Origin of the sequence: Amycolatopsis sp. NPDC051716, assembly GCF_040681595.1 — a bacterium.
Lineage (GTDB): Bacteria > Actinomycetota > Actinomycetes > Mycobacteriales > Pseudonocardiaceae > Amycolatopsis.
The window spans coordinates 143,791-169,334 of record NZ_JBFAZA010000021.1 but is presented as its reverse complement, the minus strand read 5'-3'; the positions used below and the strand labels follow the sequence as shown (position 1 = coordinate 169,334).

Genomic DNA, 25,544 nt, shown 5'->3' with positions numbered 1-25,544 from the left:
GCGAAGACCGGCCAGGCGGTCGGCAACGTCAGCCACCACATGAAGGTCCTGGCCGCCGCGAAGCTGGTCGAGGTGGCGCCGGAACTGGCCCGTGACCAGCGGGAACGCTGGTGGAGGCGCAGTGCGAAGGTGCTGCGGTGGGCCGCGGGCGACTTCCCCGGCGACCCGGTCGCCGAAGCCGCAGAGGTCCTCGTGCTCGACCACCAGACGGCGGTCGCCCGCGACTGGATCGCGAACCGCGAGACCTACCCCGAGGAGTGGCGCGGTGCGCCGTTCAGCATCGACACGTGGGTCCGGCTGTCCAAGGACGAGCTCGACGAGCTGAACGAGCGGATCTTCCTCCTGATCAGCGAGTTCGAGAACCGCACCGAACCCGGTGACGGCGTCGAGCGCCGCCCGGTCTTCTTCGCCGCCCGGGCGTCGCTGGGCCAGCCGTGAAGGGGCTCTGGGGGAACAGGGACTTCCGGCTGCTCTGGACCGGCGAGACCACGAGCATGCTCGGCAGCATGGTCGCGAGCACGGCGTTGCCGCTGGTCGCGGTGGTCACACTGCAGGCGAGCACCTTCCAGGTCGCCCTGCTGACGGCGGCGGCCTGGCTGCCGTGGCTGGTGATCGGCCTGCCGGCCGGTGCCTGGGTCGACCGGCTGCCGAAGCGGCCGGTGATGCTGGCCTGCAACACGGCCTCGATGGCGATCTTCGGCAGCGTCCCGCTCGCGGCGGCCGCCGGGATGCTGACCATGCCGTACCTGCTGGGCGCCGCCCTGCTCGGCGGGGTCGCGAAGGTGTTCTTCACCCTCGCCTACCGCGCTTACCTCCCGGTCCTCGCCGGCGACGGCGAACTGCTCGAAGGCAACGCGAAGCTGCAGGGCAGCGAGTCCGCGACCCAGGTCGCCGGGCCCGGCCTGGCCGGGCTGCTGGCCCAGGCGTTCGGCCCGGTCAGCGGCATCCTGGCCGACGCGGTCAGCTTCGGCGTCTCGGTCCTGTGCGTCCGGGCGATCCGGGCGCGCGAAGTCCTCGTCCCGGCCGGACGCTCGCCGCTGCGCAGCCAGATCGCCGAGGGACTCCGGTTCGTCGTGCGCGACCGGTACCTGCGGTCGCTGATGACCTTCGGTGCCGTCTCGAACCTCGCGCTCACCGGCTACAGCGCCATCCAGATCGTGTTCCTGTCCCGGACGCTCGGCGCCGCGCCCGGGCTCGTGGGCCTGGCCCTGGCGCTGGGCGCGTCCGGCGGGGTGCTCGGCGCGGCCGTGGCCGGCCGGCTCGCCGCGCGCTTCGGTGCCGTGCGCGCGTGGCTGCTGTGCGAGGCCTTCGCGGCACCGATGCTGCTGCTCGGGCCGCTGAGCGGACCCGGCTGGGGCCTGACGCCGTTCGTGCTCGCGCTGTTCGGCGTGTGCGTCGGCGTGGTCGCCGGCAACGTCCTGGTCACCACGTTCCGGCAGCAGTACTGCCCGCCCGAGCTGATCAGCCGGGTCAACTCCAGCATGTCGATCGTCAACTACGGGTCGATCCCGCTGGCCGGTGTCCTCGGCGGCGTGCTGGGCGAGGCGATCGGTCTCCGCGAGACGCTTTGGGTGGCCGCGGGAGTTTCGATCCTCGCGTTGCCGCTGCTCGCGCCCTACCGGAAGCTGCGGGACTTCCCGGTCAGAGCAGCAGGACGTCCACCTCTTCCCCAACCGCTGCCGTCGTGACGTCTTCGGGCAGCACGATCAGGCAGTTGGCCTGCGTGAACGCGGCCAGCAGGTGCGAGCCGGGGCCGCCGCGCGGTCCGACGACCCCGGTGACCTCCCGGTCGGACGGCGTGAACACGCCCCGGCGGTACTGGCGGCGCCCGGCCGGCGAGCTCATCGCCTCGGTCAGCCGGGCGCGCACCCGCCGCCGCGAGACGTCGGTGTGGCCCAGCGCCGCCAGGATCGCCGGGCGCAGGAACGCCTCGAACGACACCAGCACGCTCACCGGGTTGCCGGGCAGCGCCACCACGGGCACGCCGTGCCAGCGCCCGCTGCCCTGCGGCCCGCCGGGCTGCATCGCGATCTTCGCGAACTCGACGCCCTGGCCGGTCAGTGCGTCCTTCACCACTTCGTACGCGCCCGCGCTGACGCCACCGGAGGTGACCAGCAGGTCGGCGCCGGCCAGCTTCGGCTCGATGACCTTCCGGAACTCCTCGACGTCGTCGACGACGCTGCGGACGACCTCGACCTCGCAGCCGAGGTCGCGGATCGCCGCGGCGAGCATCACGCTGTTGGACTCGTAGATCTGGCCGTGGCGCAGCGGGGCGGGCGCGTCGATCAGCTCGGTGCCGGTCGAGGCCACCAGCACCCGCAGCGGCCGGTGCACCTTCACCTCGGCGAGGCCGACCGCGGCCGCGAGGCCCAGCTGGGAGTGGCCCAGCACGGTTCCCGCGTGCAGGGCGACGTCGCCGGCGACGACGTCCTCGCCGATGTGGCGGATGTGCGCGCCTTCGCGGGCGGCGGCCGAGAACGTCACCGTTTCGGTGCCGCCGTCGGAGTCCTCGACCATCACGACGGCGTCCGCGCCGGGCGGCAGCGGCGCGCCGGTCATGATCCGGTGCGCGGTGCCGGGTTCCAGGGGCCGGACGTCGACCCGGCCCGCCGGGATGTCGTCGGCGACCGGCAGGGTCACCGGAGCCGCCTCGACATCGGCGGCGCGGACCGCGTAGCCGTCCATCGCGGAGTTGTCGAAGGGCGGCAGCGAGACGCCGGCGCGCACGTCCTCGGCCAGGACGAGCCCGGCCGCGGCGGCGAGGGGCAGGGTGGTCGCGGAGGCCGTGCCGAGCAGCCCGGCAACCCGGTCGCGGTAGTCGTCGACGGAGATCACCGGACCATCCTCCACCCCGGGAGGGGGCGTGCAAGACTCTGCGTCGTTCGAGAGCACGCCTCAGGGGAGCACGCATGCAGGTCGGAATCCGTCAACAGCCTTCGTTCGCCGTCGCCCGGCTGATGCTGGCGCCCGGCGAGCCGTGCCAGGTCGAGTCCGGCGCGATGATGGCCACCAGCTACGGCGTGCAGGTGCAGTCGCAGGCGCAGGGCGGGATCATGAAGGGCCTCGGCCGCGCGTTCCTCTCCGGCGAGTCCTTCTTCATCTCCACCTTCACCGCCCCGCCGAACGGCGGCTGGGTCGACGTCGCCGCCAACCTGCCCGGCGACATCCAGGTGATCACCCTCGACGGCCGCACCGGCTGGGCCGTCACCCGCGGCTGCTGGCTCGCCTCGTCGCACGGCGTGCAGACCGAGACCAAGTGGGGCGGGATGAAGAACCTGATGGGCGGCGAGGGCGGCTTTTTGACGCACGCCACCGGACAGGGCCAGCTGCTCGTCAGCTGCTACGGCGCGGTCGAGACGATCACGCTGCAGCAGGGCGAGATGGTGACCATCGACACCGGGCACGTCGTCGCGTACGCCGACACCGTGCAGTACCAGATCCGGAAGGTCGCGCAGGGCATCATCCAGTCGATGAAGAGCGGCGAAGGCCTGGTGTTCGACTTCGTCGGTCCCGGCCAGATCATGACGCAGACGCGCAACCCGTCCGCGCTGGTCGGCTGGATCGTCTCCCACGTCCCGTCACGCTGATGCGCGTCCAGACCCGGCACACGCCCGCGTTCGGCGTCGCCCGCGTTCTGCTCGAACCGGGCGAGGCCGTGCGGGCCGCGCCGGAAACCTTGCTCGCCAGCCGGTTCGGGGTCACCGAGACGCCGGTGGGCCGCGGTGGCGTCCGCGCGGGCAAGAGCACGACGGTCCTCTACACCGCGCCGTCCGACGGCGGCTGGATCGACTTCGCGCCGCTGCGCCCCGGCGACGTCTACCCGCTCGACGTCAGCGGTGGCACGGGCTGGTCGGTCCACCGCGAAGCGGTGCTGGTGCGACCTTCGTCGGTTCGTCACGACACCGGGTGGGTGCCGCTGCAGCAGCTTTTCGGCGCCGATTCGGGATTCCTCGAGCACTACAGCGGGACCGGGCCGCTCGTGCTGGCCGCGCCCGGCCCGGTGGACGCGTTCGAGCTCGGCCAGGGCGAGCTGGTCACGGTCCGGCCCGACTACCTGCTGGCCTACCCGGACTCCGTCCAGTGCCGGTTGCGCGCCCTCGATCCGGGCGGCTCGCAGTCGCTGCGCACCGGCGAAGGGCTCGCGATCGACTTCGCGGGTCCCGGGACGGTGCTCGTGCACGCGCGGAACCGGCGCCTTTCGGGTTCGTGATCTTCGGACGAATTGCCCATTGCCGAGGGGAATAATTCCGGTAGCGTGATTGGCACTCCGCCGCTGGCATCCGCTCGGGCCAGCGGATCCTTTGTGCTGAGGGAGGGCGCCGTGGCTGTCGGCACCGTCAAATGGTTCAACTCGGAAAAGGGCTACGGGTTCATCGAATCCACGGAGGGGCCGGACGTGTTCGTCCACTATTCGGCCATCCAGTCCGAAGGATTCCGCACTTTGGACGAAGGCGATCGCGTCGAGTTCGAAGTGCAGTCCGGCCGCGACGGTCGTAGCCAGGCAGCCGACGTGCGCAAGGTTTCGTAACACGGCCGCTTCAGCTGATCGGTGAACCCCCGGCAGCCGCCGAACCAGGGGCGTTAGGCTGCGGGCGTGACAGGCGATGTGTCGGGGGACCTCACCGGTCGCCGGCTGGGCAACTACCGCATCGACGGGGTGCTCGGCAAGGGCGGCATGAGTGTGACCTACAAGGCCACGGATGTGCGGCTCGGCCGCAAGGTGGCGCTGAAGGTCATCGGTGACCACCTCGGGGCCGACGCCGAGTTCCGCGAGCGGTTCGTCGACGAGGCGCGCAACACCTCGGCGATCGACCACGCCAACGTCGTGCCGCTGTACGACTTCGGCGAGCTCGACGGCATGCTCTACATCGCCATGCGGATGGTCGACGGCGGTGATCTCGCCGGCCTGATCTCCGGCGGCCCGATCGCCCCTGCGCGCACCCTGACGATGCTCGACCAGGTCGCGGACGCCCTCGACACGCTGCACAACCGTGGTCTGGTCCACCTCGACGTCAAGCCGGCGAACGTGCTGGTGACGAAGAAGGAGACTTCGCGCGAGCACGTGTACGTCGCCGACTTCGGGCTGACGCGGCGCGGCGCGACCGGGCATCGGACGCGCGGTGGCGACTTCCTCGGCTCCCCCACTTACGCGGCCCCCGAACACCTGCGCGGGGAACCGCTGGACGGGCGCACCGACCAGTACGCGCTGACGTGCGTCCTCTACGCCTGCCTCACCGGCCGCCCGCCGTTCAAGGGCGACGTCCCGACGGTGATCAAGGGGCACCTCAACGGCGAGCCGCCCGCGATCTCCCGCGCCGTCTCGCTGCCGCCGGCGATCGACGAGGTGATCCGGCGCGGCATGGCCAAGAACCCGGCCGACCGCTACGCCAGCTGCGTCGAGATGATCGCGGCCGCGCGCCGCGCGCTCGGCCCGCTGGCGACGTCCGACACCCCGCCGGGGCCGCCGGGCTCCCATTCGGGCGGAATCCCCGCGCCGCAGCGTCCTGGTCAGGTACAACAGGGGCCGCACCAGAACAGCGCAGCGCAGGGAGAGGGGGCCCCCGTGCACCCGTACGGAGGACAGCAGCAGCCCGGCTACGGCCAGGGGCCCGGACCGCAGGGACCCCCGGGGCCGCCCGGGCCGCCGCCGCAGGGTCCGCCGCCCGGGTACGGCTACCCCCAGCAGCAGGGCCCGCCGCCCGGGATGCCGCCGCAGGGACCGCCCCCCGGGTACGGCTACCCGCAGCAGCAGGGCATGCACCCGCAGGGCCCGCCGCCCGGCTACGGCCCGCCCGGCGACCCGATGCGGCTGCGCCCGCCCCTGCCCGCCGGCGGCGCGGGTGCGTTCCACCAGCCGAAGAGCAGCGGCGGCAAGAAGTGGATCTTCCTCGTGCTCGGTCTCGTCGTGGTGGCCGGCCTGGTGGTGGGCGCCATCTTCCTCTTCGGTGACAACGGCGGCAGCGGTGGCGGCGGCCAGACGACGGCGCCGAACATCCCGGTCGGCCCGGGTGACTCGCAGGCCAACCCGACGTCGTCGCTGAACGCCCCTCCGACGTCGATCAGCATCAAGCCGGGCAACTGATCGTGCGGCGCTGAGCAGGTCTTCTTGCACTCTCCCCGTGAGAGTGCTAAACACGAACCTGGCACTCGACGCCGTCGAGTGCCAAAGGTCGGGACGGTGAGGCTGCCCCCCACCCGGGTGCAGTCGTCCGTCGCGGGCACCGAGCCTGGCCGAGGAAAGAGTCCTGCTGCCGCCGCTGCAAGTAGTCAGCGCGGCGGTGGCGCCCAATACCGGAGGACCACACCGCAATGGCCAAACTGATTGCGTTCGACGAGGACGCCCGCCGCGGTCTCGAGCGCGGCTTGAACATCCTCGCCGAAGCCGTCAAGGTGACCCTCGGCCCGCGGGGCCGGAACGTCGTGCTCGAGAAGAAGTGGGGCGCGCCGACCATCACCAACGACGGCGTCTCCATCGCCAAGGAGATCGAGCTCGAAGACCCGTGGGAGAAGATCGGGGCCGAGCTCGTCAAGGAAGTTGCCAAGAAGACCGACGACGTCGCGGGTGACGGCACCACCACCGCCACCGTGCTCGCCCAGGCCCTGGTCAAGGAAGGCCTGCGCAACGTCGCGGCCGGCGCCGACCCCATCAGCCTGAAGCGCGGCATCGAGGCGGCCGTCGAGGCCATCACCGAGCAGCTGCACAAGGCCGCCGTCCAGATCGAGACCAAGGAGCAGATCGCTGCTACCGCCTCGATCTCGGCCGCTGACCGCACCATCGGCGAGCTGATCGCCGAGGCGCTGGACAAGGTCGGCAAGGAAGGCGTCGTCACCGTCGAGGAGAGCAACACCTTCGGTCTCGAGCTCGAGCTCACCGAGGGCATGCGCTTCGACAAGGGCTACATCTCCGGTTACTTCGTGACCGACCCGGAGCGTCAGGAAGCCGAGCTCGAGGACCCGTACATCCTCCTCTTCGGCTCCAAGATCTCCACCGTCAAGGACGTGCTGCCGCTGCTGGAGAAGGTCATCCAGTCCGGCAAGCCGCTGCTGATCATCGCCGAGGACGTCGAGGGCGAGGCCCTGGCCACCCTGATCGTCAACAAGATGCGCGGCACCTTCAAGTCCGTCGCCGTCAAGGCCCCGGGCTTCGGTGACCGCCGCAAGGCGATCCTGCAGGACATCGCGATCCTGACCGGTGGCCAGGTCATCTCCGAGGACGTCGGCCTCAAGCTGGAGAACGCGGACCTGTCCCTGCTGGGCAAGGCCCGCAAGGCCGTCATCACCAAGGACGAGACGACCATCGTCGAGGGTGCGGGCGACGCCGACCAGATCCAGGGTCGCGTCAACCAGATCCGCGCCGAGATCGAGAACTCGGACTCGGACTACGACCGCGAGAAGCTGCAGGAGCGGCTCGCGAAGCTGGCCGGCGGCGTGGCCGTCATCAAGGCCGGCGCCGCGACCGAGGTCGAGCTCAAGGAGCGCAAGCACCGCATCGAGGACGCGGTGCGCAACGCGAAGGCCGCCGTGGAAGAGGGCATCGTCGCCGGTGGTGGCGTGGCCCTGATCCAGGCCGCCGAAGCCGCGTTCGCGGGCCTGAAGCTCGAGGGCGACGAGGCCACTGGCGCCAACATCGTCAAGGTGGCCGTCGAGGCCCCGCTCAAGCAGATCGCGATCAACGCCGGCCTCGAAGGCGGCGTCGTGGTGGAGAAGGTCAAGGGCCTGCCGCAGGGTCACGGCCTCAACGCCGCCACGGGTGTCTACGAGGACCTGCTCGCCGCCGGCGTGCCGGACCCGACGAAGGTCACCCGCTCCGCGCTGCAGAACGCCGCGTCCATCGCGGCGCTGTTCCTGACCACCGAGGCCGTCGTGGCGGACAAGCCGGAGAAGGCTTCGGCCGCTCCCGCCGACCCGTCCGGTGGCATGGGTGGCATGGACTTCTGATCCACGCGCTTTTCGGGGAAAGCCCGGTCCGCTTCGGCGGGCCGGGCTTTTCTTATGGCTTCGTGAAGAACCAGACGGCGTAAGCGCCGACGATCACGACGCCGAGGGCGAGCACGCCGAGGCCCCCGAGCCACGCCGTGCTCTTCTGGTCCGCTTCCAGCCCGACGACGATCGCGCCGATCCCGGTGAGCATGACCCAGATGGCCAGCCCAGCGGCGGTGTAAAGCACGACCTTGGCGGCTTTGACGCCGTCGGTGTCGCCGGAGGCCAGCACGCTGTAGGCGGCGAAAGCGGTCAACCCCAGCCCCGCGAGCAAGTACAACCCGCCCAAGATCCCCACGACGACCTTGGGGGCGGTCTTTCCGTGATCCACGAGCGCGAACCCTAACCCCTCGAACGGGATTCGCGTCGTGGTTTTGGGCCACCCGGCCCAACGGCCGCGGCCGAACGGCCCGGACGTCCCCTGGCGTCCGAGCCGTTCGGTTCACGCACCCCCGGTCTTGCGGCGGGCGCCGGCTCCCCCTGCGAGCCCGCGCCCGCCCGGTTCAGGAGCTCTCTTCGGGCGTCAGAATGGCGGCGGCGACGTAGATCGGGATGGCGATCCCGACCGAGAGGAACACGGCGGCGACCATGCCGATGCGCAGGACGCTGGCGTCGACGCCGAGGTAGGTGGCCCAGCCGCCGCAGACACCGGTGAGCATCTTGTCGCTCCGGCTGCGGCGGAGCTGCTTGGTTTCGGGGGTGTACACGCTGTTCGTCATGGCTCAATGGTGTCTCCCGGGGCCGGCTGCCCACATCCGGAACGGCCCGGACCCCGACCCTGAACTTGCCCTCGGGGATCCCCGGTGTCGTCGAGCTTCCGCGCCGGGTTGTCCCCATGCCGGCCGAGAAGTGGACAGGCCGTCGACGGAACCGGACTTTTCCGGCTTTCGTCGGTGGGTGCCGATAGAATGGACTTGGGGACCCCCCCTGGGAGCGGCGGGGGATGTTTGGCCTGGTGGCGGCCTTCCTGTGCAGAGCTGCCGGGCCCGCCCGCGCGGTCCGGGCGCGGCGATCTCGACCTCATCGTCTACTCGCTGCGCAAGTGGATGCGCCTGGTGCTGACCGGGAACCCGACCATCCTGCTGCCGCTGTTCGTGCCGGACGCGGAAATCGTGCGGATCACCGAGCTCGGCCACGAACTGCGCGCCAACGCCGACCGGGTCGTCTCGCGGCAAGCCGGCCCGCGGTTCGCGGGATACCTGCGGACGCAACGGAAACGGATGCTCGAAGGTGCGCTGACGGTCAACCGGCCCGAGCTGATCGCGAAGTACGGCTTCGACACGAAGTACGCGATGCACATGGTCCGGCTCGGGGTCCAGGGCGTCGAGCTGCTGGAAACCGGGCGGATGACGCTGCCGATCGCCGAGCCGTGGCTGACCTGGCTGCGTGATCTGCGCCGGGGGAAGCACACGCAGGACGAAGCCGTCGAGGCCGCGGCCGAGCTGGAAGATCGGCTCGACCAGCTCACCCGAGGTGCGTCGCCGCTGCCGGACGAGCCCGACCGGGACTGGGCGAACCGGTGGCTGGTGCACGCCTACGACTCGGCCTGGCGGGCTTGACGCCGGGTCCGCGCTCAGCTCAGCGCGCGGACCCGGCTCAGCCGGGCTTCCCAGGCGGCGGCCACCTCGGGCGGCGCCGCGAAAGCCCTCGCCGGTTCCGGGGCGGTCCGCGGCACCGGCAGGTATCCGTCCACTGGGGACAGTGATTCCGCGCAGACGTCCCCGTCCAGCAACGAAAGCGTCCCGAGTCCACAAGCGAACTCCAGCGACGGCAGCGCGCCGGCCAGTGCCAGGCCCGCCGCCAGGCCCACGCTCGTCTCCACCGCCGACGACACCACACACGGCAGCCCGCACGCCTCGGCGACCTCCAGCGCCCGCCGGACGCCGCCGAGGGGGGCGACCTTCAGGACCGCGATGTCCGCCGCTCCGGCGACCGCCACCTTCAGCGGGTCCTCCGCGCGGCGGATCGACTCGTCCGCGGCGATCCGGACGTCCACCCGGCGCCGGACCGCCGCCAGGTCCTCGATCGACGGGCACGGCTGCTCCGCGTACTCCAGCCCGCCCGCCGCCTTGTCGAGGTCCGCGATCGCGCGCACCGCCGTGTCGACGTCCCACGCCATGTTCGCGTCGACGCGGATGGCGCCGTCCGGGCCGAGCGCGTCGCGGACCGCCTCGACCCGCGCGCAGTCGTCGGCCAGGGAGACGCGCGGGTCGGCGACCTTCACCTTCGCCGTCCGGCAGCCGGACGCGCGGACCAGCTCGTACGCCTGCTCCGGCCCGACCATCGGCACCGTCGTGTTCACCTCGACCCGGTCGCGGACCGGCGCGGGCCACCCGGCTTCGGTCGCCTCCAGCGCCGCCCGCAGCCACGGCACGCTCTCGGCGTCGGAGTAGTCGGCGAACGGGCAGAACTCGCCCCAGCCCGCCGGGCCGTGCAGCAGCACGCCCTCACGGACGGTGATGCCGCGGAACCGGGTGCGCAGGGGGATCGCGTAGACCTTCATCGAGGCCGATCATGCCACCGTGACGGGGGCAACCCCGAGCAGGTCGGCGAGGCATTCGGCGTTCCGGGGCGCCTCGACTTTCACGTCGTTGTCGAAGTAGACGTGCACGTCACGCCGCCCGCCGTCGTGCCATTCCCGGATTTTCCGGGCCCACTTGCGCAGGGCACGGTCGGAATAGCCGCTGACGTAGAGCTCTTCGTCGCCGTGCAGCCGGACGTAGGCGAAGTCGGCGGTCTGGTCTTCGAGGAACGGCCACTTCCCGGCCGTATCGGCGACGACGAGGGCGATGCCGTGTGTTTCGAGGAGTTTTTTGGCGGCGGGTTCGGCGAAGCTGGGGTGCCGCACTTCCAGGGCGTGCTGCAGGGGCCGTTTTGGTCCGGCTTCGAGATACGGCGTGCCCTTGAGTTTGTCGTCGTGCTTCGCCGCCAGCCGGGCGGCGTCGGTGGTGGTGCGCGGAAGCAGGGCGAAGAAGTTCTCGAGCCGATCGGGATCGAAGGCGAGCCTCGGCGGCAGCTGCCAGAGGAAGGGGCCGAGTTTCGCCCCGAGCGCGAGGACGCCGGAAGCATAGAAGTTCGCGAGGGCGGTCTCGACGTCGCGAAGCTGCTTCATGTGGGTGATGAAGCGCCCACCCTTGACGGCGAAGAGGAAGTCGGCGGGGGTTTCGTCGAACCAGGCCCGATACCGCTCGGGACGCTGGAGCGAGTAGAAGGAACCGTTGATTTCGACGGCGTTCATCCGCCGCGAGAGGTATTCGAGTTCCCGCCGCTGCGCGAGCTTGGGTGGGTAGAAGACCCCGCGCCACGGGGGATAGCGCCACCCAGAGGTCCCGATCCGGATCTCGGCGATCGCTCTCACCGCCTTTCCGTTGCCGCGAGAGGTGATTCCCGCTCGCTTGGCCGGCCAAACGCGCCGGCGGCCGGACAGGCGGACCGGAGGGTGGGACAAGCGACCCAACTTGGCGGACGCGCGTCTTACTGGGCCTTTGGAGTGGTGGCTCAAGTGGTGGGCTCCCCGGGGGTGTGGCTGGCGGAGGTTGCGGAGTTCGCCTTGGACCGACGGCGGCGTTCGGTGGGCGGAGCGGCAGCGTGCGTGCGGGCGCGGGAGGTGCCGATGCCGGCCGCGGTGTGCGGAGTTCGGCAGGTCGGAATGTGCGGCGAGGTCGGACTTCGGGAGGTGCGCCCTCGGCGAGGGGCGCGCGCTGCTGTGGGCGCGAGGTGGCGGAGGTGTGGCGGGCGCTGCCCCCGGCCCCGGCCCGCCCAGCCTGGCCCCCAAGCCCGGCTCGCCCAACCTCGACTCGGCTCGCCCAAGCCGGTCTGGCCCGCCAAGCCCCCCAAGCCGGCCTGGGCAACCCAAGCCACGCCTGCCCCGGTCCCGCCCCTCCCGGCCCCGGCCAGCCTGGCCACCGAAGCCCGGCTCGCCCCAAGCTCGGTTGGCCTGGCTCGACTTGCCCAAGCCCGGCTCGCTTGGCCACCGAAGCCCGGCTCGCCCCAAGCTCGGTTGGCCTGGCTCGGCTTGCCCAAGCCCGGCTCGCTTGGCCACCGAAGCCAGGCTCGCCCCAAGCTCGGTCGGCCTGGCTCGACTTGCCCAAGCCCGGCCCGCTTGGCCACCCAAGCCAGGCTCGGCCCGGTTCGGCTCGCCCAAAGCTCGGCTCGGGCCGCCCAGGCCCTGTCCTGCCCGGCCACCCGCGTCCAGCCAAGCCCGGTCCGTCCAGCGTGGCCCCAAGCCCGGCTCGCCCAACCTCGGCCCCGCTCCGCCAGGCCCGGCCAACCCGGCCCGACAAGCCCCCAAGCCGGCTTGGGCCACCCAAGCCCCGCCGGTCCCGGCTCCGCCCCCTGCCCGGCTCCGCCGCCCCCGGCCCCGCCGGTCCCGGCTGCGCCCGGCCCGGCTGCGCCCGGCCCGGCTGCGCCCGGCCCGGCTGCGCCCGGCTCCGCCCCAGGCCCAGCCCTGGCTCCGGCTCCGCCCGCCGCCCCGGCTCGCCTCACCCCCATCCCTCATGCCCAGGAAAACCGCCAGTGCCGCGACTGCACCAACCCCGACGCGTACTCCCGCAGGTTCCCCGGCTGGCCCGCGAACGTGGGCAAACTGAACGCCCGGTGCTCCGCGGCCACCGTCAATGCCCGGGCCTGGTTCCGCGGGGGTGCCGCCACCGACAGCTCGATCGCGTCGAACCCCAGGACCACCAGCGTGGCCCCGAACCTCTCCTCCCAGCTGCGCAGCACCGCCGACAGCTCCGCCACCTGGTCCGTGCACTTGATCATCCCCGTCCAACCCAGCAGGGCCGGGATGTCGGCCGGGCGTTCCGTCTGGACCAGGCCGAGCCGGTGGGGGGCTCGGTTGGCCAGGATCGAGCCCGTGTTGCCCGCCTCCGCCAGGGGGTCGGACCTGCGGGGGCTGCGCTTGGCCAGCCCCGGGAACCGCGCGCCGAAGGGCCTCAGGCAGGCGCCGTTGCAGCACGACGTGTCCCACCAGCGGGACAGGGCCGCCGCCGGGTCGGCCGTGGCCACCCGGTGGCCGGCCGGGGACAGCCTGCCTCGGTCGTCGATCCAATCCTCGCCGTTCGCCGCGAAGCGCTGGTCGTGGGGGATCAGCACCGGCCACAGGCCGGACCGCTCGAACTCGGCCACGCAGCCCAGGTAGCGCTCGGGCCGGGTCAGCGGCAGGTCGGACACCCACAGCCGGCCGTGCCAGGACCCCGGTGGGAGGGTCTGGACCGGCGGCGCGGGCGTACCGGGGCGGAGCGGTGCGATCGTCATGGACGTCCCCTCGAACTTGTGTTCGGTTGCTGCATGTCGAACAGTAGTTCGAGGGTCCGACAATTCCCAGTACCGCGCCCGCTCATCCGTTCGAGTGAATCGGTAAATCCGCTGGTCAGCGGCTTGTGCGCGACTCCTGTGGCGCAAGTTGTTCCTGTGACGATTCGCTAGGCCGAACGAGTCGGTGCGCAAGCGGACCGAGACGAATACTGTGCTCTCCAGCAGGAGGGGGCGAACGTGGTCGATCGGCACGGGCGATCCGAGCTGCACTACTGCGCGCTGGACGGCGACGGTGCGCAAGCGCGGGCCCTGCTCGCCGCGGGGCACGATCCCGACTCACGCGACCGGCAGGGCTTCACCCCGCTGCACCTGGCCGCCCAGCAGGGAAACCTCGAGGTGGCCACGGTGCTGCTGGAGGCGGGCGCCCAGGTCGATCCGGTCAACGCGTACGGAAACTCGCCCCTGTTCACGGCGGTGTTCGCCTACCGGGGCGGTGGCGAGCTCATCGAGTTGCTCCGGCGGCACAACGCCGACCCGCGCCAGGCCAACCTCTCCGGGCAGACGCCGGCCGGCCTGGCACGGCTCATCGCGAACTACGACGTCGAAAAGTTCTTCACCGACGTCGGCTGAGCGGGCTCAGAGCGGCCGGAGCAGGTCGTCCGCGTCCACGATGTGGTACGCGTAGCCCTGCTCCGCGAGGAACCGCTGCCGGTGCGCCGCATACTCCGTGTCCACCGTGTCGCGCGAGACGATCGAGTAGAAGTGCGCCTGCCGCCCGTCGCCCTTCGGGCGCAGCAGCCGCCCGAGGCGCTGGGCCTCCTCCTGGCGCGAGCCGAACGTGCCCGAGATCTGGATCGCCACCGAGGCTTCCGGCAGGTCGATCGAGAAGTTCGCGACCTTCGACACCACCAGCGTCTTGATCTCGCCGCGGCGGAACTTGTCGAACAGCTCCTCGCGCTCCTTGTTGCGGGTCGCGCCCTGGACCACCGGGGCGTCGAGCTCGTCGCCGAGCATCTCCAGCTGGTCGAGGTAGGCGCCGATGACCAGCGTCGGCTCGCCCGCGTGCTTGGCCACGATCGACTTGATCACCGGCGTCTTCGTCAACGCCGTCGCCGCCAGCTTGTACCGCTCGTCGGCCTCGGCCGTGGCGTACTCGAGCCGCTCCGCGTCGGTCAGCGTCACGCGGACCTCGGTGCACTCCGCCGGGGCGATCCAGCCCTGCGCCTCGATGTCGCGCCACGGCACGTCGTAGCGCTTCGGGCCGATCAGCGAGAACACGTCGCCCTCGCGGCCGTCCTCGCGCACCAGCGTCGCCGTCAGGCCGAGGCGCCGCCGCGACTGCAGGTCCGCCGTCATCCGGAACACCGGCGCCGGCAGCAGGTGGACCTCGTCGTAGACGACCAGGCCCCAGTCGCGGGAGTCGAACAGCTCCAGGTGCCGGTACTCGCCCTTGGTCTTGCGGGTGATCACCTGGTAGGTGGCGATGGTGACCGGCCGGATCTCCTTCTTCTCCCCGGAGTACTCGCCGATCTCTTCCTCGGTCAGCGACGTCCGCGCGATCAGCTCACGCTTCCACTGCCGCCCGGCGACCGTGTTCGTCACCAGGATCAGCGTGGTGGCCTGCGCGCGAGCCATCGCCGCCGCGCCGACCAGCGTCTTCCCGGCGCCACAGGGCAGCACGACCACGCCGGAGCCGCCCGCCCAGAACGCCTCCGCGGCCATCCGCTGGTAGTCGCGCAGGTGCCAGTTCTGCTCGTCCAGGGCGATCGGGTGGGCTTCGCCGTCGACGTACCCGGCCATGTCCTCGGCGGGCCAGCCGACCTTCAGCAGCGCCTGCTTCAGCCGCCCGCGCTCGGACGGGTGCACGAGGACGGTGTCTTCGTCGATCCGGGCGCCGATCATCGGGCTGATCTTCTTGTTCCGGACGACCTCGGTCAGCACCGCGCGGTCGGTGGTCGACATCACGAGCCCGTGCGCCGGGTGGTTGGCGATCTGCAGCCGCCCGAACCGGCCCATGACGTCGACGACGTCGATCAGCAGCGGCTGCGGCACCGGGAAGCGCGAGTACGTCGTCAGGGCGTCGACGACCTGCTCGGCGTCGTGGCCCGCGGCGCGCGCGTTCCACAAGGCCAGCGGCGTGATCCGGTAGGTGTGCACGTGCTCCGGCGCCCGTTCCAGCTCGGCGAACGGCGCGATCGCGACGCGCGCGTCACCGGCCTGGGGGTGGTCGACCTCCAGGAGCACGGTCTTGTCGGACTGGACGATCAGCGGGCCATCAGTCACAACTACTGTTATACGTGCCTCGCTCCGGTCCGCTCCGCTCGCGGGTCCGCCGGTGGGACGAGGTGCCGAGGGGATCACTGGAGGGCACGTTGACCACACCGCCGTTCGACGACAACCCGTTCCGGTCGCCGGGCTACGCGCAGCCCGCGCCGATGCCGGGACAGCCGCCGATGCCGCCGGTACCGGGGCCGCCGCCGATTCCGCACTGGTTCACCACGAAGGTGCGGATCACGCTGGTCGCGTGCGTCGTCGTCGCGCTGGGCCTGGGCGTGCTGGGCGCGATGGGCGTCTACTGGGCCGGCCGCAACGGCCCGCCGTCGGACGGTGACTGCCTGTACCTGACCCAGGAGACGGCCGGCCGGCTCGCCTACCACCGCGTCGGCTGCACCGCGAACAACGCGACGTACAAGGTCGAGACCGCCGCCAGCCGGAACTCGACCTGCTCCTCCAACGGCTACGTGCGGTTCCGGACCACGAGCGGCTCCGACTCCGGGCGGACGCTCTGCCTCGCGCTGAACGTCCGCACCGGCGACTGCCTCCGCGACATCGAAGACGAGGTCGCGATCGCCAAGGTGAGCTGCTCCGACCCGGCGGCGACGGACCGCGTCGAGGTCTTCAGCAGGTCTCGCGACGACAAGCAGTGCGAAGACGCCGACGACATCCGGATCTACTACGGCCCGCCCATGCGCGTCGTGTGCATGCTGCCGCGGGGCGAGAACATCTAGTGTCGCGCGTCCGAAGTTCAGTGACAGCGGCCCGGTCCCCGCTCTTCCCGGACGTCAAACAAACTTGCGACGCGCGACACTAGCTCTCAGTACCCGGTCTGCTCGGGCAGCAGGCTCTGGACGTCGAGGCGGTTCGCCAGCTGTCCCGAGTTGTGCATCAGGTCGGCCACGCGCTGTAGCCGGATGCCGTTGAGCGACACCGGGTACGAGCCGAGCGAGATCAGCGCGGCGGTGGTCGCGTCGATGTCGGAGAACTTCGGCAGCGCGTCGCGCACGATCGCCGGGTCCGTCGCGCTCTGCTGGGCCGTGCTCAGCGCGGTGCGGAACGCCCGGAGCGTCCGGGGGTTGGCCTGCGCGAACGGTTTCGCCGCCGCGTAGCCGGACAGCGGGAAGTCGAGCGTCGAACCGCGGGCGCCGTCGGCCAGGATGTGCGCGCCGAGGTCCTTCTCGGCCCGGGTGGTGTACGGCTCGATCATCAGCGCGGCGTCGGCGTCGCCGGCCTGCAGCGCCTGCGGCATCCGGTCGAACGGGGTGGGGACGAACTTGATCTTCGCCTGGTCGACGCCCGCGGTGACCAGCACCGAACGCGCGACGAGCGCGCCGACGTCGTCGAGCATGTTCACCGCGATCTTCGGCGACCGCTTGCCCGTCGGCACGGTGTAGTCCGAGTTGGGCAGCGTCACCAGGGCCATCGTGTTCGGGCCGGAGGTGTAGGCCTCGCCCTGCAGCTGCAACGCCGTCCCGCCGGCCGCGGCGCGGAACATCGCGATGTCGGAGGCGAAGGTGACGTCGAGGTCGCCGGCGGCCAGTTTCGCGAGCCCGTCGTCGGCGCCGAGTTCCACCAGCTGGACGTTCAGTCCCGCGGAACCGAACTTCCCGGCCGCGACGGCGATCCGCAGCGGGGCCGTGTCGATGGCGTTGCCCACACCGACGCGCAGGGTGGTCCGCTCCAGCGGCGGCGGAGGCGCGGGAGTGCCGGAAGAGAACACGCTGCAGCCCGCGGTCGCCAGGAGCGCCGCTACCAGCGGAATCATCCGTCCGCGTCTGATCATGAACCTTCACCTACCGCGAGAATCTGGTTCTCGTGCTGGATCGTATGGTCCGCGCCCCATACGATCGCGGGCAGGGCCGTCTCGTGCCAGCGCGGCTTTCGGATCTTCATGGGGCGGGCTACCGTTCAGTAGGTTCGTGTGTCGTTCGATCCGCGGGTTCCCGCCCGCGGCGGAAAAGGAAACCAGGTGACCCGTCGCGACAAGCGTCCCCGCAAGGGCGGCGACGCGGCGGACCCGCGTCCGGCGGGCGGCCGCTGGCGGTTGCGGAACTGGCGTCTCGGCACGAAGCTCTTCGCCGTCCTCCTCATCCCGGCGCTGGCCGTGATCGCGCTCGTCGGCCTGCGGATCAGCTCCGACCTGCGCGACGCCCGGCAGCTGGCCGAGTTCGCCACGCGCGGCCGCGTCGACAGCACGGTCGCCGAAGCCTTGCACGAGCTGCAACGCGAGCGCGACCTCACCGTCCGGTTCGTGGCCCAGAACCGCCAAGGCGACACCGCGGACCTGACCGCCCAGCGCAACCGCGTCGACCAGGCCATCGGCGGGTTCGAGCGCACCCTCGCCGAGAGCAAGGCGCGGCTCGACGCGAACGCCGCGGAAAGCCTGCAGCAGACCGACGACCGGCTGCGCGTGCTCGGTGGCCTGCGGTTTTCCGCGGAGCATTCGGCGTTCCCCGCCGACGCCGTGCTGCGCTCCTACAGCGAGCTGATCTCCGGCCTGCTCGACATCAGCGACTCCGCGGCCGCCGACGTCTCCGATTCGGACCTCGCGCGGATGCGGCTGGCGGGCAACGCACTCGCCCGGATCAAGGACCAGATGTCGGTCAAGCGGGCGGTGATGGCCGAGGCGCTCGCGGCGGGCACCCTCAACCGCGACCGCACGCGTGCCCTGCTCGGCGCGGAAGCCGAGCTGGCCGCCGCGCGCAGCGACTACCGCACCTTCGCCACCCCCGACCAGCAGCGGATGTTCGACGACACGGTGATCGGCCTGGTCGTCGACATCGGCAACGACATGGTCGAATCCGCGCTCACCCGCACCGAAAACGGCCAGAACCTCTCGGGCCTCGACCCGAACCAGTGGGACACTTCGGCTACGCACACGGTGAACCTCGCCCACCAGGTGCAGCAGGCGCTGCTGGTCCAGTTGCAGGAACGCACGGACAGCCTGGCGGCGCAAGCCCGGACGGCCGCGTTGTGGGACGGCGGCGTCGTCCTCGGCGTCCTGCTCGTCGCGGGTGTGCTGTCGGTGGTCATCGCGCGGTCCCTGTTGCGTCCCTTGCGGATCCTGCGCCGGACGGCGCTGGAAGTGGCCGAGCACCGGTTGCCGGCGGCCGTGCAGAACCTGCTCACCGACCCCGAGCCCGCGCCCGAGAACCTGCGGAAACGGCTTGCCGTCGCGCCCGTGCCGGTGTTCACCCGCGAAGAGCTCGGCCAGGTGGCGCGCGCGTTCGACGCGGTGCACGGCGAGGCGGTGCGGCTCGCCGGCGAACAGGCCATGCTGCGCGAGAACGTCAACGCGATGTTCGTCAACCTCTCGCAGCGCAGCCAGGACCTCGTCGAACGGCAGCTGTCGGTGCTCGACCGGATGGAGGCCGGCGAGCAGGACCCGGACACCCTCGCCGGGCTCTTCGAACTCGACCACCTCGCGACGCGGATGCGGCGCAACAGCGAAAACCTGCTGGTGCTCTCCGGCCAGGACTCCGCGCGGGAGGACGCCGGCCCGGTCGCGGCCGACGAGATCATCGGCGCCGCGCTCTCGGAGGTCGAGGACTACCAGCGGATCGAGCTCGGCCCGGCGCCGCAGGTCGCGGTCCGCGGCGAGGCCGTCAACGACCTCGTGCACGTCGTTTCGGAGCTGCTGGAGAACGCGACGCGCTACTCCGCCGACGAGACGGTCACCGTGGCGAGCGCCGAAACCCACGACGGCGACTGGCAGATCGAGATCATCGACCACGGCGCCGGCATGCCGCAGGCGGAGATCGACCGCACCAACGCGCGGCTCGCGCACCCGCCGGACGTCGACGTCGAGGTCTCGCGCCGGATGGGCCTGTTCGTCGTCGCGACGCTGGCCACGCGCCACCACATCGACGTCAGCCTGAGCGCGGGCGCGGACTCCGGGCTGGTCGCGACCGTGCTGGTGCCCGCCGCCCTGATCGTCGAGCTGCCGCCGATGCCGGCACCGCCGCCGCCCGTCGAGCCGCTCGCCGCCCCGGAACCGGAGCTGCTGGCGCCGCTGGCCCCGCTCACGCCGCCGGAGCCCGAACCCGAGCCGGAGCCGGAAGAGCTGACGCCGCCGTCGATCGAGGCCGGGCCGCCGCGCCGGGCCCCGGTGGTGGCCCGCGACCAAGCCCCGGAGTGGCCGACCGTGGACGAAGAGGCGCACCTGGACCTCGACGCCCCGACCGAGCGGATGCCCGCTTACCGCGACGTCCTGTCCCGCTGGTTCGACGCCTCCGCCGCGCCCGAACAGCCGCGGAAGCCGGCCGAGCCGCGTCCGGTCGCCGAAGAGCCGCGGCCGGTCGAGCCCCAGCCACGGCACGCGCTCACCACGCGGCCGCCGATCCGCGGGCCGCAACCGGCGCCCGCACCGCAACTAGCGCCCGCACCGCCACCGCCACCGCCACCGCCACCGGCGCCCGCACCGCCGCCACCGGTCCCGGTGGCCGCTCCGGCCCCGGCTCCCGCACCGCCACCGGCTCCGGTGGCCGTCGCGCCCGTGCGCACCCCGGACGACGAAGACACCGAACCGCGGCTGACACCCGTCGCGCCGCCCGCCGCGATCGAGCCCTCGTACGAATGGCCTACCCCGGCCGAACTGGAGCAGGAGGACGGCGCGGAGGACACCTGGCCGTTCCTGCAGCCGCTGGATTCCGCGGCCAGCCCGGGAGCGGTGCCGGAGCAGCGGCCGATACTCTCTCTTTCCCCGGAAGCGGTACGCGAGCGGATGACGAGCCTTCAAGGCGGCTTCCGGCGAGGGCGGCACGCGAGGGGAGACGACACCCGGAACCAGTGAAACGGATGAGGCATGAGCTCGAAGACGCCCCTGCTGGAAGTGATCGCGCTGGACGCGGCGGATGCCGAAGGCGCGCAGGCGGGCGGGGCCGACCGCCTCGAACTGGTCGCGGACATGGCGCAGGACGGCCTGACGCCGTCGCTCGAAACGCTGCGTGACGTGCTCTCGGCCACCGACCTCCCGGTTCGGGTGATGCTGCGGGACAACGGTTCCTTCGCCATCGGCGATCTGGAAGGGCTGCGCGCGGACACCGCCCGGCTGATCGACGCGGGCGCGCGGGAGTTCGTCTTCGGCTTCCTCACCGTCGACAGCGAAATCGACCTCGACGCCTGCGAAGCGCTGATCAAGGAGGTCGACGGCCTGCCCTGGACGTTCCACCGCGCCATCGACCGCACGCGCGATCCGTTGCGGGCGTACGACCAGCTGGCCTCGCTCGGCTGTGACACCGTGCTCGCCGCCGGTCACCCGAACGGCGTGGCGAGCGGCCTTTCGGTGCTGCAGCGGCTCGCGCAGCGCGACGGCGGCCCGGAACTGCTCGTCGGCGGCGGCCTGCGCGCCCAGCAGGTGCACCTCCTGCGCGCGGGTGGCGTCCGGGGATTCCACGTCGGCAGCGCGGTGCGGCCCGGCGGCTGGCAGGCACCCGTGGACGCCGGAACCGTGCGCACCTGGGTCGACCTCGTCAAATCCTGATCGATTACCCGCGTTTCACGGAGGATCGGCGGAGCGGAAACGATTTCTGCCGATGTTTTCGCGTTGCGGTGACAATCGTGACCTGGCTCGTGAAATTGCATCCGCCGTGTGCAATGTCGTGCGCTGGGCTGCGCGTGCGGTTGCACGGGCGGTTTCAGGTTTGACCTGGTTGGTGGCTGATTTTCCGACGATCGGCTGGCTACGGTTGTCCCGCATTTCGCGATCCGGCCGATCTTCAGGAATCGATCTGCAGTGCGGGAGGCGGCGCCGTGTGCGCGCGTATTCAGTTCCAGAACTCGTTGCGTGGACAGCAGGAGACCAGGATGCCGGCCATCAGGTGGATTTCCGCCACCTGGGGCAGGCTGATTCCCCGCGGATATCGCCCGAGTACCGCAGTGGCAAGCCGGAGGGCCGAATCGTGACCGGCGCGATACCGCGTCAACGCGGAACCGAAACCGCCGAAGACGATTTCGCGAAACTGGGGCTCGGCGGCTCCCTCGCCCTGACCGGGCTGCTGGCCGTCGTCAAGATCGCGGAAACCGCCACGGGTGTGGTGCTGACCGCCACCGGGGTGCTGCCCGGTGCCACTCCCTCGAAGGAGCGGGCTCCGGCCTGGCCCGGCGGGGAATGAGCGGAGCTGCCCGATCGGCAGCTCTCTACGGACGGAGGGCTGCCATGACCGGCAGTGACGAGCGGGACGGCTTCAGCGGCGCACGCGTGGGTCTCGCCGACGTGCAACGGCTCGAGGACACCATCGCGCGGCTTCGGGCGCAGGACTACCGCTACGGCGGCGGTGCTTGTGGCGAGGCCGTCGCGGAGGTGCTGCCCCACGCCGTCGGGCTGCTGGGCGGCACCGTGCGCGGCAAGGTCCGGCCGCGGCTCTGCACCGCCGTCGCCGACCTGTACAACCTCGCCGGCTGGACCAGTTTCGACGACGACCGCCCCGAGGCCGCGCTGGAATCGTTCGCGCAGGCGATGGAACTGGCTGTCGAAGCGGGCAACGACGACCTCCAGGCCAACATCCGGTACCGCGCCGGGCGGCTGCTGCTGCACTACGACGCGGTCGATCCGGCGCTGGCGGAGTTCGCGCGGGGCCGGGAGGCGGCGCTGCGGGCGCGCTCGCGGCTGGCCCAGGCGATCCTGTCGGCCAACCAAGCGTGGGCGCACGCCAAGAAGGCCGACGTCGTCGCCGCGGTGGCGTGCCTGCACCGGGCGCGCAGCGAGTTCGCCGACGCCGCGGGCGTGGAACCGTCGCCGTGGGCGGCCTTCTTCGGCCCCACCGACCTGGCGGCGATGGTCGGCACGGTGCACGGGGAACTGGCCCAGGTCGTCGACGTCCGGCACGGCCGCGAGGGCATCCCCGCGCTCGTCGACGCCATCGCCGGCTACGGCCCGGAAATGGCCCGCAGCCGGTCCCTGACGGTGATCTGGCTGGCCACCGTGCACGCGCTGGACGGCGATCTCGACGTCGCCGCCGAAGCCGGCCGGGAGGCGATCGAGCTGGCCGGCGTGCTGCGCTCGCCCCGGACCCGGCAGCGGCTGCGGACGTTGTCGGCCGCGGCCCGCCGCCACCGGCGCGACCCGCGCGCCCGGGAAATCATCGAACGCATCGAAATGGTCGGGCATTCCGGACAATAATCGGTTTGCCATGGAAAGGTAAACCTCTCGGAAAATGAAAATGGGATCCGCTGAAGACCGGCCAAAAGTAGGTTCCTTGGCGTGATCACGTCTTCTTATGCTGCTCGGCAACCTGCGGCGAGCATTCCGCGCAGGCCCGGTCCCCACCGCCGAGAGGAAATTCCCCCATGCGCTTGCGCAAGCTCGTCGCGGCCGCTGTGCCGCTGCCTGCGTTGCTCGGCCTCGCCGTGGCCGTGCCGGCCGCCGCCGCGCCGGAACCCCTGGTCACGCTGGCCGACAACGCCGCGCCGCTGATCAACAGCGCCCGCACCGGCGACGTCGCGGCCGACCGGCCGATCGCCGCCGCGCTCTCGCTGAAACTGCACAACCAGCAGGCGCTCGAAAAGTTCCTCGCCGACGTGCAAAATCCCGCTTCGCCGCAATACCACCGGTTTCTGACCCCGGCGCAGTTCAATGCCAGGTTCGGCCCGACCCAGGCCGACGTTGACAAGGCCGTCTCATTTCTCGGGAAAGCGGGGCTGTCCGGGATCGAAGTTTCCGGCAACCGGCAGGCGATCACGTTCACCGGCTCGGCGGCGCAGCTCGAGTCGGCGTTCCGGACCCGGATCGGGACCTACCGCGACCAGGCTTCCGGGCGGGACTTCTTCGCCAACGACGCCGTCCCGGCCGTGCCGGCGAGCGTCTCGGACGTCGTGGGCGGGGTCATCGGCCTCGACGACCACGCGGTGCGGACGCACGCGTCGAAGCCGCTGGCGCAGCCCAACGTCGTCAAGTCCGTCACCCCGCCGGTGCTCAAGACCGCGTACGGCACCAGCGGCCTGTCGGCGACCGGCCGCGGCGTGAACGTCGGGTTCGTGGAGTTCGACGGCTACCAGAAGTCCAACATCACCAAGTACGACAGCACGTACGGCCTTTCCGCGGGCACGGTGACGACGGTCGGCGTCAGCGGCGCGAACTACGACTCGTCACCGGGGGACGGCCAGATCGAGGTCGAGCTCGACATCGAGGTCGTGCACGCGCTGGCCGCGGCGGCCAACGACTACGTCTACGAGGCACCGAACTCGAGCGCGGGCGAACTCGCGATGTACCAGAAGATCGCGTCCGACGCGAAGGTCAACGTCGTCTCGATCTCTTGGGGCGCCTGCGAATCCGCGGAAGGTTCGAGCGCGGCGAAGAGCGTCAGCAGCGCGATCGCGACGGGTACGGCGGAGGGTATTTCCTACTTCGCGGCGGCGGGCGACGACGGCACGACCGACTGCTACCGCCAGACGGGTTCGGCGGCGAAGGGCGTCGACTTCCCGGCGTCGAGCCCGAACGTGTCGGGCGTCGGCGGCACGAAGCTGAGCGTGACCTCGTCCAACGGCTACAGCAGCGAAGTGACCTGGAACGACGGCAACAGCGGCGGCTCGACCGGCGGCGGCATCTCGACGGTGTTCACGGCGCCCTCGTGGCAGTCGTCGCAGAGCACGACGTACCGCAAGGTGCCGGACGTGTCGGCGGACGCCTCCCCGACGTCGGGTTACTACATCTACAGCGCGGGCAGCTGGGGAACGGTCGGCGGCACCTCGGGCGCGGCCCCGCTGTGGGCGGCCTTCGCGGCGCTGCAGAACCAGGTGCACGGCGGCGGCCTGGGCAACCTGAACCCGAAGTTCTACTCGATCGGCAACGGGTCGTCCTACGGCACCGGTTTCCACGACGTGACGTCGGGCAACAACACCCTCCACGGCACGACCGGGTTCAGCGCCGGGACCGGGTATGACCAGGTCACGGGTTGGGGTTCGTTCAAGGCGAGCGGGCTGTCCGGCCTGATCGGCTGAGTGTGCGGAACCGGGGCTGTCGCGAGTTTGCGACAGCCCCGGTTTCCGGTTTCTGTCGGTGGTCGATGACACAATGTGTGCATGGCGACACTGGTAGCGACGCCGAGGTCCCGCGCGCTGGGCTTCGGGATCCGCGCGGCGAGGAAGGCGCGCAACCTCGGCGTGCGCGAACTGGCGCGGCTGGCGGGGGTGGTGGCGCAGGATCTCTCGCACTGGGAGAGCGGGACGCGGGTGCCCAAGATCGAGCAGGTGGCGCTGCTGCTCGGGGCGCTGCGGGTGGAGCCGGCCGAGCGGAAACGGTTGCTGGAGCTGGCGAGGAACGCCCGCGAGCCCAACTGGCTCGAGCACAGTATTCCCGGGATCTCGCCGCGGCTCTCGGCTTTCATCGAGTACGAGCGCACGGCCTCGGCGATCTTTGCCTGGGAACCGCTGCTGATCCCCGGACTGCTGCAGACCCCCGACTACGCCTGGGCAATTCTCGGTACCGGCGGTCGGCGGCGGTCGGAGGAGGAGTTGCGCCTGAGGCTGAAGGTTCGCTTGCTGCGGCAGGAGGTGCTGACCGGTCGCAATCCCTCTCCTTACACCGTTTTCCTCGCCGAGCCGGTGATCCGCCAGCGGCTCGGCGGCCGCGAGATCATGCTTCCGCAGCTCAGGCACCTCGCCGAGTTGGCCGAGCGGCGGAACATCAGCTTGCGGGTTCTGCCGGAGAGCGAGGAGTTCCACCCGGGCCTCAACGGTTCCTTCATCATCTTCGACTACTCCGACCTGCCGCCGATCATCTTCGTGGAGCAGTACCGCGGCAGTGCCTACCTCTACGATGAGCAGCAGGTGGCCGACTACCGGGCGGCCCAGCGGGCGATGGCGGCACTGGCCCTGAGTGAGCAGGATTCCTGCGTGCTCATCCGGGAGGTGATCGCCGACTTGGAGGCGTGATGTGGCGTAAGTCCAGCTACAGCGGCAGCGAAGAGAACTGCGTCGAGGTCAAGCTCGGGCCGGTGTCGCAGATCCGGGACACCAAGGACCGCTCGGGTGGCACGCTCACCGTCGGTTCGGCCGCTTGGGGGGCTTTTCTTCGCAAGGCTAAGCGTTAACCT

General features: G+C 71.2%; 25 protein-coding genes. 17 read left to right on the top strand and 8 right to left on the bottom strand.

The window, feature by feature from the left end:
* Window positions 1–438, top strand: a 438-nt coding sequence (locus tag AB0M30_RS28050; protein ID WP_364589296.1) for an ArsR family transcriptional regulator, incomplete at its 5' end; no start/stop codon positions are given.
* Window positions 435–1,688 (top strand): MFS transporter, encoded by a 1,254-nt coding sequence (locus AB0M30_RS28045; protein WP_364589294.1) that lies wholly within the window; start codon window positions 435–437, stop codon window positions 1,686–1,688. The genes AB0M30_RS28050 and AB0M30_RS28045, both read left to right, overlap by 4 nt.
* Here AB0M30_RS28045 and glp read toward each other — a convergent pair.
* Window positions 1,642–2,835, bottom strand: a complete 1,194-nt coding sequence (glp, locus tag AB0M30_RS28040; RefSeq protein ID WP_364589292.1) for a gephyrin-like molybdotransferase Glp — start codon at window positions 2,833–2,835, stop codon at window positions 1,642–1,644. The genes AB0M30_RS28045 and glp overlap by 47 nt on opposite strands.
* A 74-nt stretch (window positions 2,836–2,909) precedes the next feature.
* Here glp and AB0M30_RS28035 point away from each other — a divergent pair, with 74 nt between their 5' ends.
* The 5 genes from AB0M30_RS28035 to groL all read left to right on the top strand — a co-directional run bounded on the left by AB0M30_RS28035 (window position 2,910) and on the right by groL (window position 7,938).
* Entirely contained in the window at window positions 2,910–3,587 is a 678-nt protein-coding gene (locus AB0M30_RS28035) for a TIGR00266 family protein (RefSeq protein ID WP_013230282.1), read from the top strand.
* Complete coding sequence (locus AB0M30_RS28030; protein ID WP_364589289.1) at window positions 3,587–4,210, top strand: AIM24 family protein; 624 nt, start codon at window positions 3,587–3,589, stop codon at window positions 4,208–4,210. Before AB0M30_RS28035 ends, AB0M30_RS28030 begins: the two co-directional genes overlap by 1 nt.
* A 111-nt stretch (window positions 4,211–4,321) precedes the next feature.
* Window positions 4,322–4,528, top strand: a complete 207-nt coding sequence (locus AB0M30_RS28025) for a cold-shock protein (protein ID WP_003085446.1) — start codon at window positions 4,322–4,324, stop codon at window positions 4,526–4,528.
* Between the two features lie 66 nt (window positions 4,529–4,594).
* On the top strand, window positions 4,595–6,082 hold the full coding sequence (locus AB0M30_RS28020; RefSeq protein ID WP_364589286.1) for a serine/threonine-protein kinase: 1,488 nt from the start codon (window positions 4,595–4,597) through the stop codon (window positions 6,080–6,082).
* A gap of 227 nt (window positions 6,083–6,309) precedes the next feature.
* Complete coding sequence (gene groL / locus AB0M30_RS28015; RefSeq protein WP_013230279.1) at window positions 6,310–7,938, top strand: chaperonin GroEL; 1,629 nt, start codon at window positions 6,310–6,312, stop codon at window positions 7,936–7,938.
* A gap of 52 nt (window positions 7,939–7,990) precedes the next feature.
* On the opposite strand, the gene AB0M30_RS28010 is transcribed toward groL, so the two are convergent.
* Together AB0M30_RS28010 and AB0M30_RS28005 are read right to left on the bottom strand one after the other, a co-directional pair.
* Window positions 7,991–8,311 carry a hypothetical protein gene (locus tag AB0M30_RS28010; protein WP_103336389.1) on the bottom strand — a complete coding sequence of 107 codons (321 nt, stop codon included), beginning with the start codon at window positions 8,309–8,311 and terminating at the stop codon, window positions 7,991–7,993.
* A gap of 172 nt (window positions 8,312–8,483) precedes the next feature.
* Window positions 8,484–8,699 (bottom strand): PspC domain-containing protein, encoded by a 216-nt coding sequence (locus tag AB0M30_RS28005; protein WP_364589282.1) that lies wholly within the window; start codon window positions 8,697–8,699, stop codon window positions 8,484–8,486.
* A 228-nt stretch (window positions 8,700–8,927) separates the two neighbouring features.
* Between AB0M30_RS28005 and AB0M30_RS28000 the strand changes: the two genes are divergently transcribed.
* Window positions 8,928–9,539 carry a nucleotidyltransferase domain-containing protein gene (locus tag AB0M30_RS28000; RefSeq protein WP_364589279.1) on the top strand — a complete coding sequence of 204 codons (612 nt, stop codon included), beginning with the start codon at window positions 8,928–8,930 and terminating at the stop codon, window positions 9,537–9,539.
* A gap of 14 nt (window positions 9,540–9,553) precedes the next feature.
* Here the strand turns inward: AB0M30_RS28000 and AB0M30_RS27995 are convergent, their stop codons facing one another.
* From AB0M30_RS27995 to AB0M30_RS27985, 3 genes are all read right to left on the bottom strand, one after another.
* Window positions 9,554–10,483, bottom strand: a complete 930-nt coding sequence (locus tag AB0M30_RS27995; RefSeq protein WP_364589276.1) for an o-succinylbenzoate synthase — start codon at window positions 10,481–10,483, stop codon at window positions 9,554–9,556.
* Between the two features lie 9 nt (window positions 10,484–10,492).
* Window positions 10,493–11,338 (bottom strand): DUF72 domain-containing protein, encoded by an 846-nt coding sequence (locus tag AB0M30_RS27990; protein WP_364589323.1) that lies wholly within the window; start codon window positions 11,336–11,338, stop codon window positions 10,493–10,495.
* Between the two features lie 1,136 nt (window positions 11,339–12,474).
* A complete protein-coding gene (locus tag AB0M30_RS27985; RefSeq protein WP_364589274.1) occupies window positions 12,475–13,236 on the bottom strand; it encodes a DUF4253 domain-containing protein in 762 nt (253 codons plus the stop codon).
* Window positions 13,237–13,473: 237 nt separating this feature from the next.
* Between AB0M30_RS27985 and AB0M30_RS27980 the strand changes: the two genes are divergently transcribed.
* Window positions 13,474–13,866 (top strand): ankyrin repeat domain-containing protein, encoded by a 393-nt coding sequence (locus AB0M30_RS27980; protein ID WP_364589271.1) that lies wholly within the window; start codon window positions 13,474–13,476, stop codon window positions 13,864–13,866.
* A 6-nt stretch (window positions 13,867–13,872) separates the two neighbouring features.
* On the opposite strand, the gene AB0M30_RS27975 is transcribed toward AB0M30_RS27980, so the two are convergent.
* Window positions 13,873–15,519 carry a DNA repair helicase XPB gene (locus tag AB0M30_RS27975; RefSeq protein WP_364589268.1) on the bottom strand — a complete coding sequence of 549 codons (1,647 nt, stop codon included), beginning with the start codon at window positions 15,517–15,519 and terminating at the stop codon, window positions 13,873–13,875.
* Between the two features lie 89 nt (window positions 15,520–15,608).
* Between AB0M30_RS27975 and AB0M30_RS27970 the strand changes: the two genes are divergently transcribed.
* Window positions 15,609–16,244, top strand: coding sequence for a hypothetical protein (locus tag AB0M30_RS27970; RefSeq protein WP_364589265.1), 636 nt, complete (start codon window positions 15,609–15,611; stop codon window positions 16,242–16,244).
* Window positions 16,245–16,330: 86 nt separating this feature from the next.
* Here AB0M30_RS27970 and AB0M30_RS27965 read toward each other — a convergent pair whose 3' ends face one another.
* A complete protein-coding gene (locus AB0M30_RS27965) occupies window positions 16,331–17,296 on the bottom strand; it encodes an ABC transporter substrate-binding protein (RefSeq protein WP_364589262.1) in 966 nt (321 codons plus the stop codon).
* A gap of 186 nt (window positions 17,297–17,482) precedes the next feature.
* Between AB0M30_RS27965 and AB0M30_RS27960 the strand changes: the two genes are divergently transcribed.
* From AB0M30_RS27960 to AB0M30_RS27930, 7 genes are all read left to right on the top strand, one after another.
* Complete coding sequence (locus tag AB0M30_RS27960) at window positions 17,483–20,305, top strand: nitrate- and nitrite sensing domain-containing protein (RefSeq protein ID WP_364589259.1); 2,823 nt, start codon at window positions 17,483–17,485, stop codon at window positions 20,303–20,305.
* Between the two features lie 12 nt (window positions 20,306–20,317).
* The gene (locus AB0M30_RS27955) at window positions 20,318–20,995 is read left to right on the top strand and encodes a copper homeostasis protein CutC (RefSeq protein ID WP_360163935.1); all 678 of its coding nucleotides are present in this window, start codon (window positions 20,318–20,320) and stop codon (window positions 20,993–20,995) included.
* 160 nt (window positions 20,996–21,155) lie between these two features.
* Window positions 21,156–21,626, top strand: a complete 471-nt coding sequence (locus tag AB0M30_RS27950) for a hypothetical protein (RefSeq protein ID WP_364589256.1) — start codon at window positions 21,156–21,158, stop codon at window positions 21,624–21,626.
* 44 nt (window positions 21,627–21,670) lie between these two features.
* A complete protein-coding gene (locus AB0M30_RS27945) occupies window positions 21,671–22,633 on the top strand; it encodes a hypothetical protein (protein WP_364589253.1) in 963 nt (320 codons plus the stop codon).
* Between the two features lie 167 nt (window positions 22,634–22,800).
* Window positions 22,801–24,450 (top strand): S53 family peptidase, encoded by a 1,650-nt coding sequence (locus AB0M30_RS27940; protein WP_364589250.1) that lies wholly within the window; start codon window positions 22,801–22,803, stop codon window positions 24,448–24,450.
* Window positions 24,451–24,531: 81 nt separating this feature from the next.
* Complete coding sequence (locus AB0M30_RS27935) at window positions 24,532–25,383, top strand: helix-turn-helix transcriptional regulator (RefSeq protein WP_364589247.1); 852 nt, start codon at window positions 24,532–24,534, stop codon at window positions 25,381–25,383.
* Complete coding sequence (locus AB0M30_RS27930) at window positions 25,383–25,541, top strand: DUF397 domain-containing protein (protein ID WP_364589244.1); 159 nt, start codon at window positions 25,383–25,385, stop codon at window positions 25,539–25,541. The genes AB0M30_RS27935 and AB0M30_RS27930 overlap by 1 nt, the downstream gene beginning before the upstream one ends.
* Window positions 25,542–25,544: the final 3 nt, after the last annotated feature.

Coding starts and splice junctions, on each gene's coding strand:
- AB0M30_RS27955 (WP_360163935.1), top strand. CDS start 20,318: ATGAGCTCGAAGACGCCCCTGCTGGAAGTGATCGCGCTGGACGCGGCG.
- AB0M30_RS27930 (WP_364589244.1), top strand. CDS start 25,383: ATGTGGCGTAAGTCCAGCTACAGCGGCAGCGAAGAGAACTGCGTCGAG.
- AB0M30_RS27940 (WP_364589250.1), top strand. CDS start 22,801: ATGCGCTTGCGCAAGCTCGTCGCGGCCGCTGTGCCGCTGCCTGCGTTG.
- AB0M30_RS28035 (WP_013230282.1), top strand. CDS start 2,910: ATGCAGGTCGGAATCCGTCAACAGCCTTCGTTCGCCGTCGCCCGGCTG.
- AB0M30_RS27965 (WP_364589262.1), bottom strand. CDS start 17,296: ATGATCAGACGCGGACGGATGATTCCGCTGGTAGCGGCGCTCCTGGCG.
- AB0M30_RS27935 (WP_364589247.1), top strand. CDS start 24,532: ATGGCGACACTGGTAGCGACGCCGAGGTCCCGCGCGCTGGGCTTCGGG.
- AB0M30_RS27995 (WP_364589276.1), bottom strand. CDS start 10,483: ATGAAGGTCTACGCGATCCCCCTGCGCACCCGGTTCCGCGGCATCACC.
- AB0M30_RS28030 (WP_364589289.1), top strand. CDS start 3,587: ATGCGCGTCCAGACCCGGCACACGCCCGCGTTCGGCGTCGCCCGCGTT.
- AB0M30_RS27945 (WP_364589253.1), top strand. CDS start 21,671: ATGACCGGCAGTGACGAGCGGGACGGCTTCAGCGGCGCACGCGTGGGT.
- groL (WP_013230279.1), top strand. CDS start 6,310: ATGGCCAAACTGATTGCGTTCGACGAGGACGCCCGCCGCGGTCTCGAG.
- AB0M30_RS28005 (WP_364589282.1), bottom strand. CDS start 8,699: ATGACGAACAGCGTGTACACCCCCGAAACCAAGCAGCTCCGCCGCAGC.
- AB0M30_RS27985 (WP_364589274.1), bottom strand. CDS start 13,236: ATGACGATCGCACCGCTCCGCCCCGGTACGCCCGCGCCGCCGGTCCAG.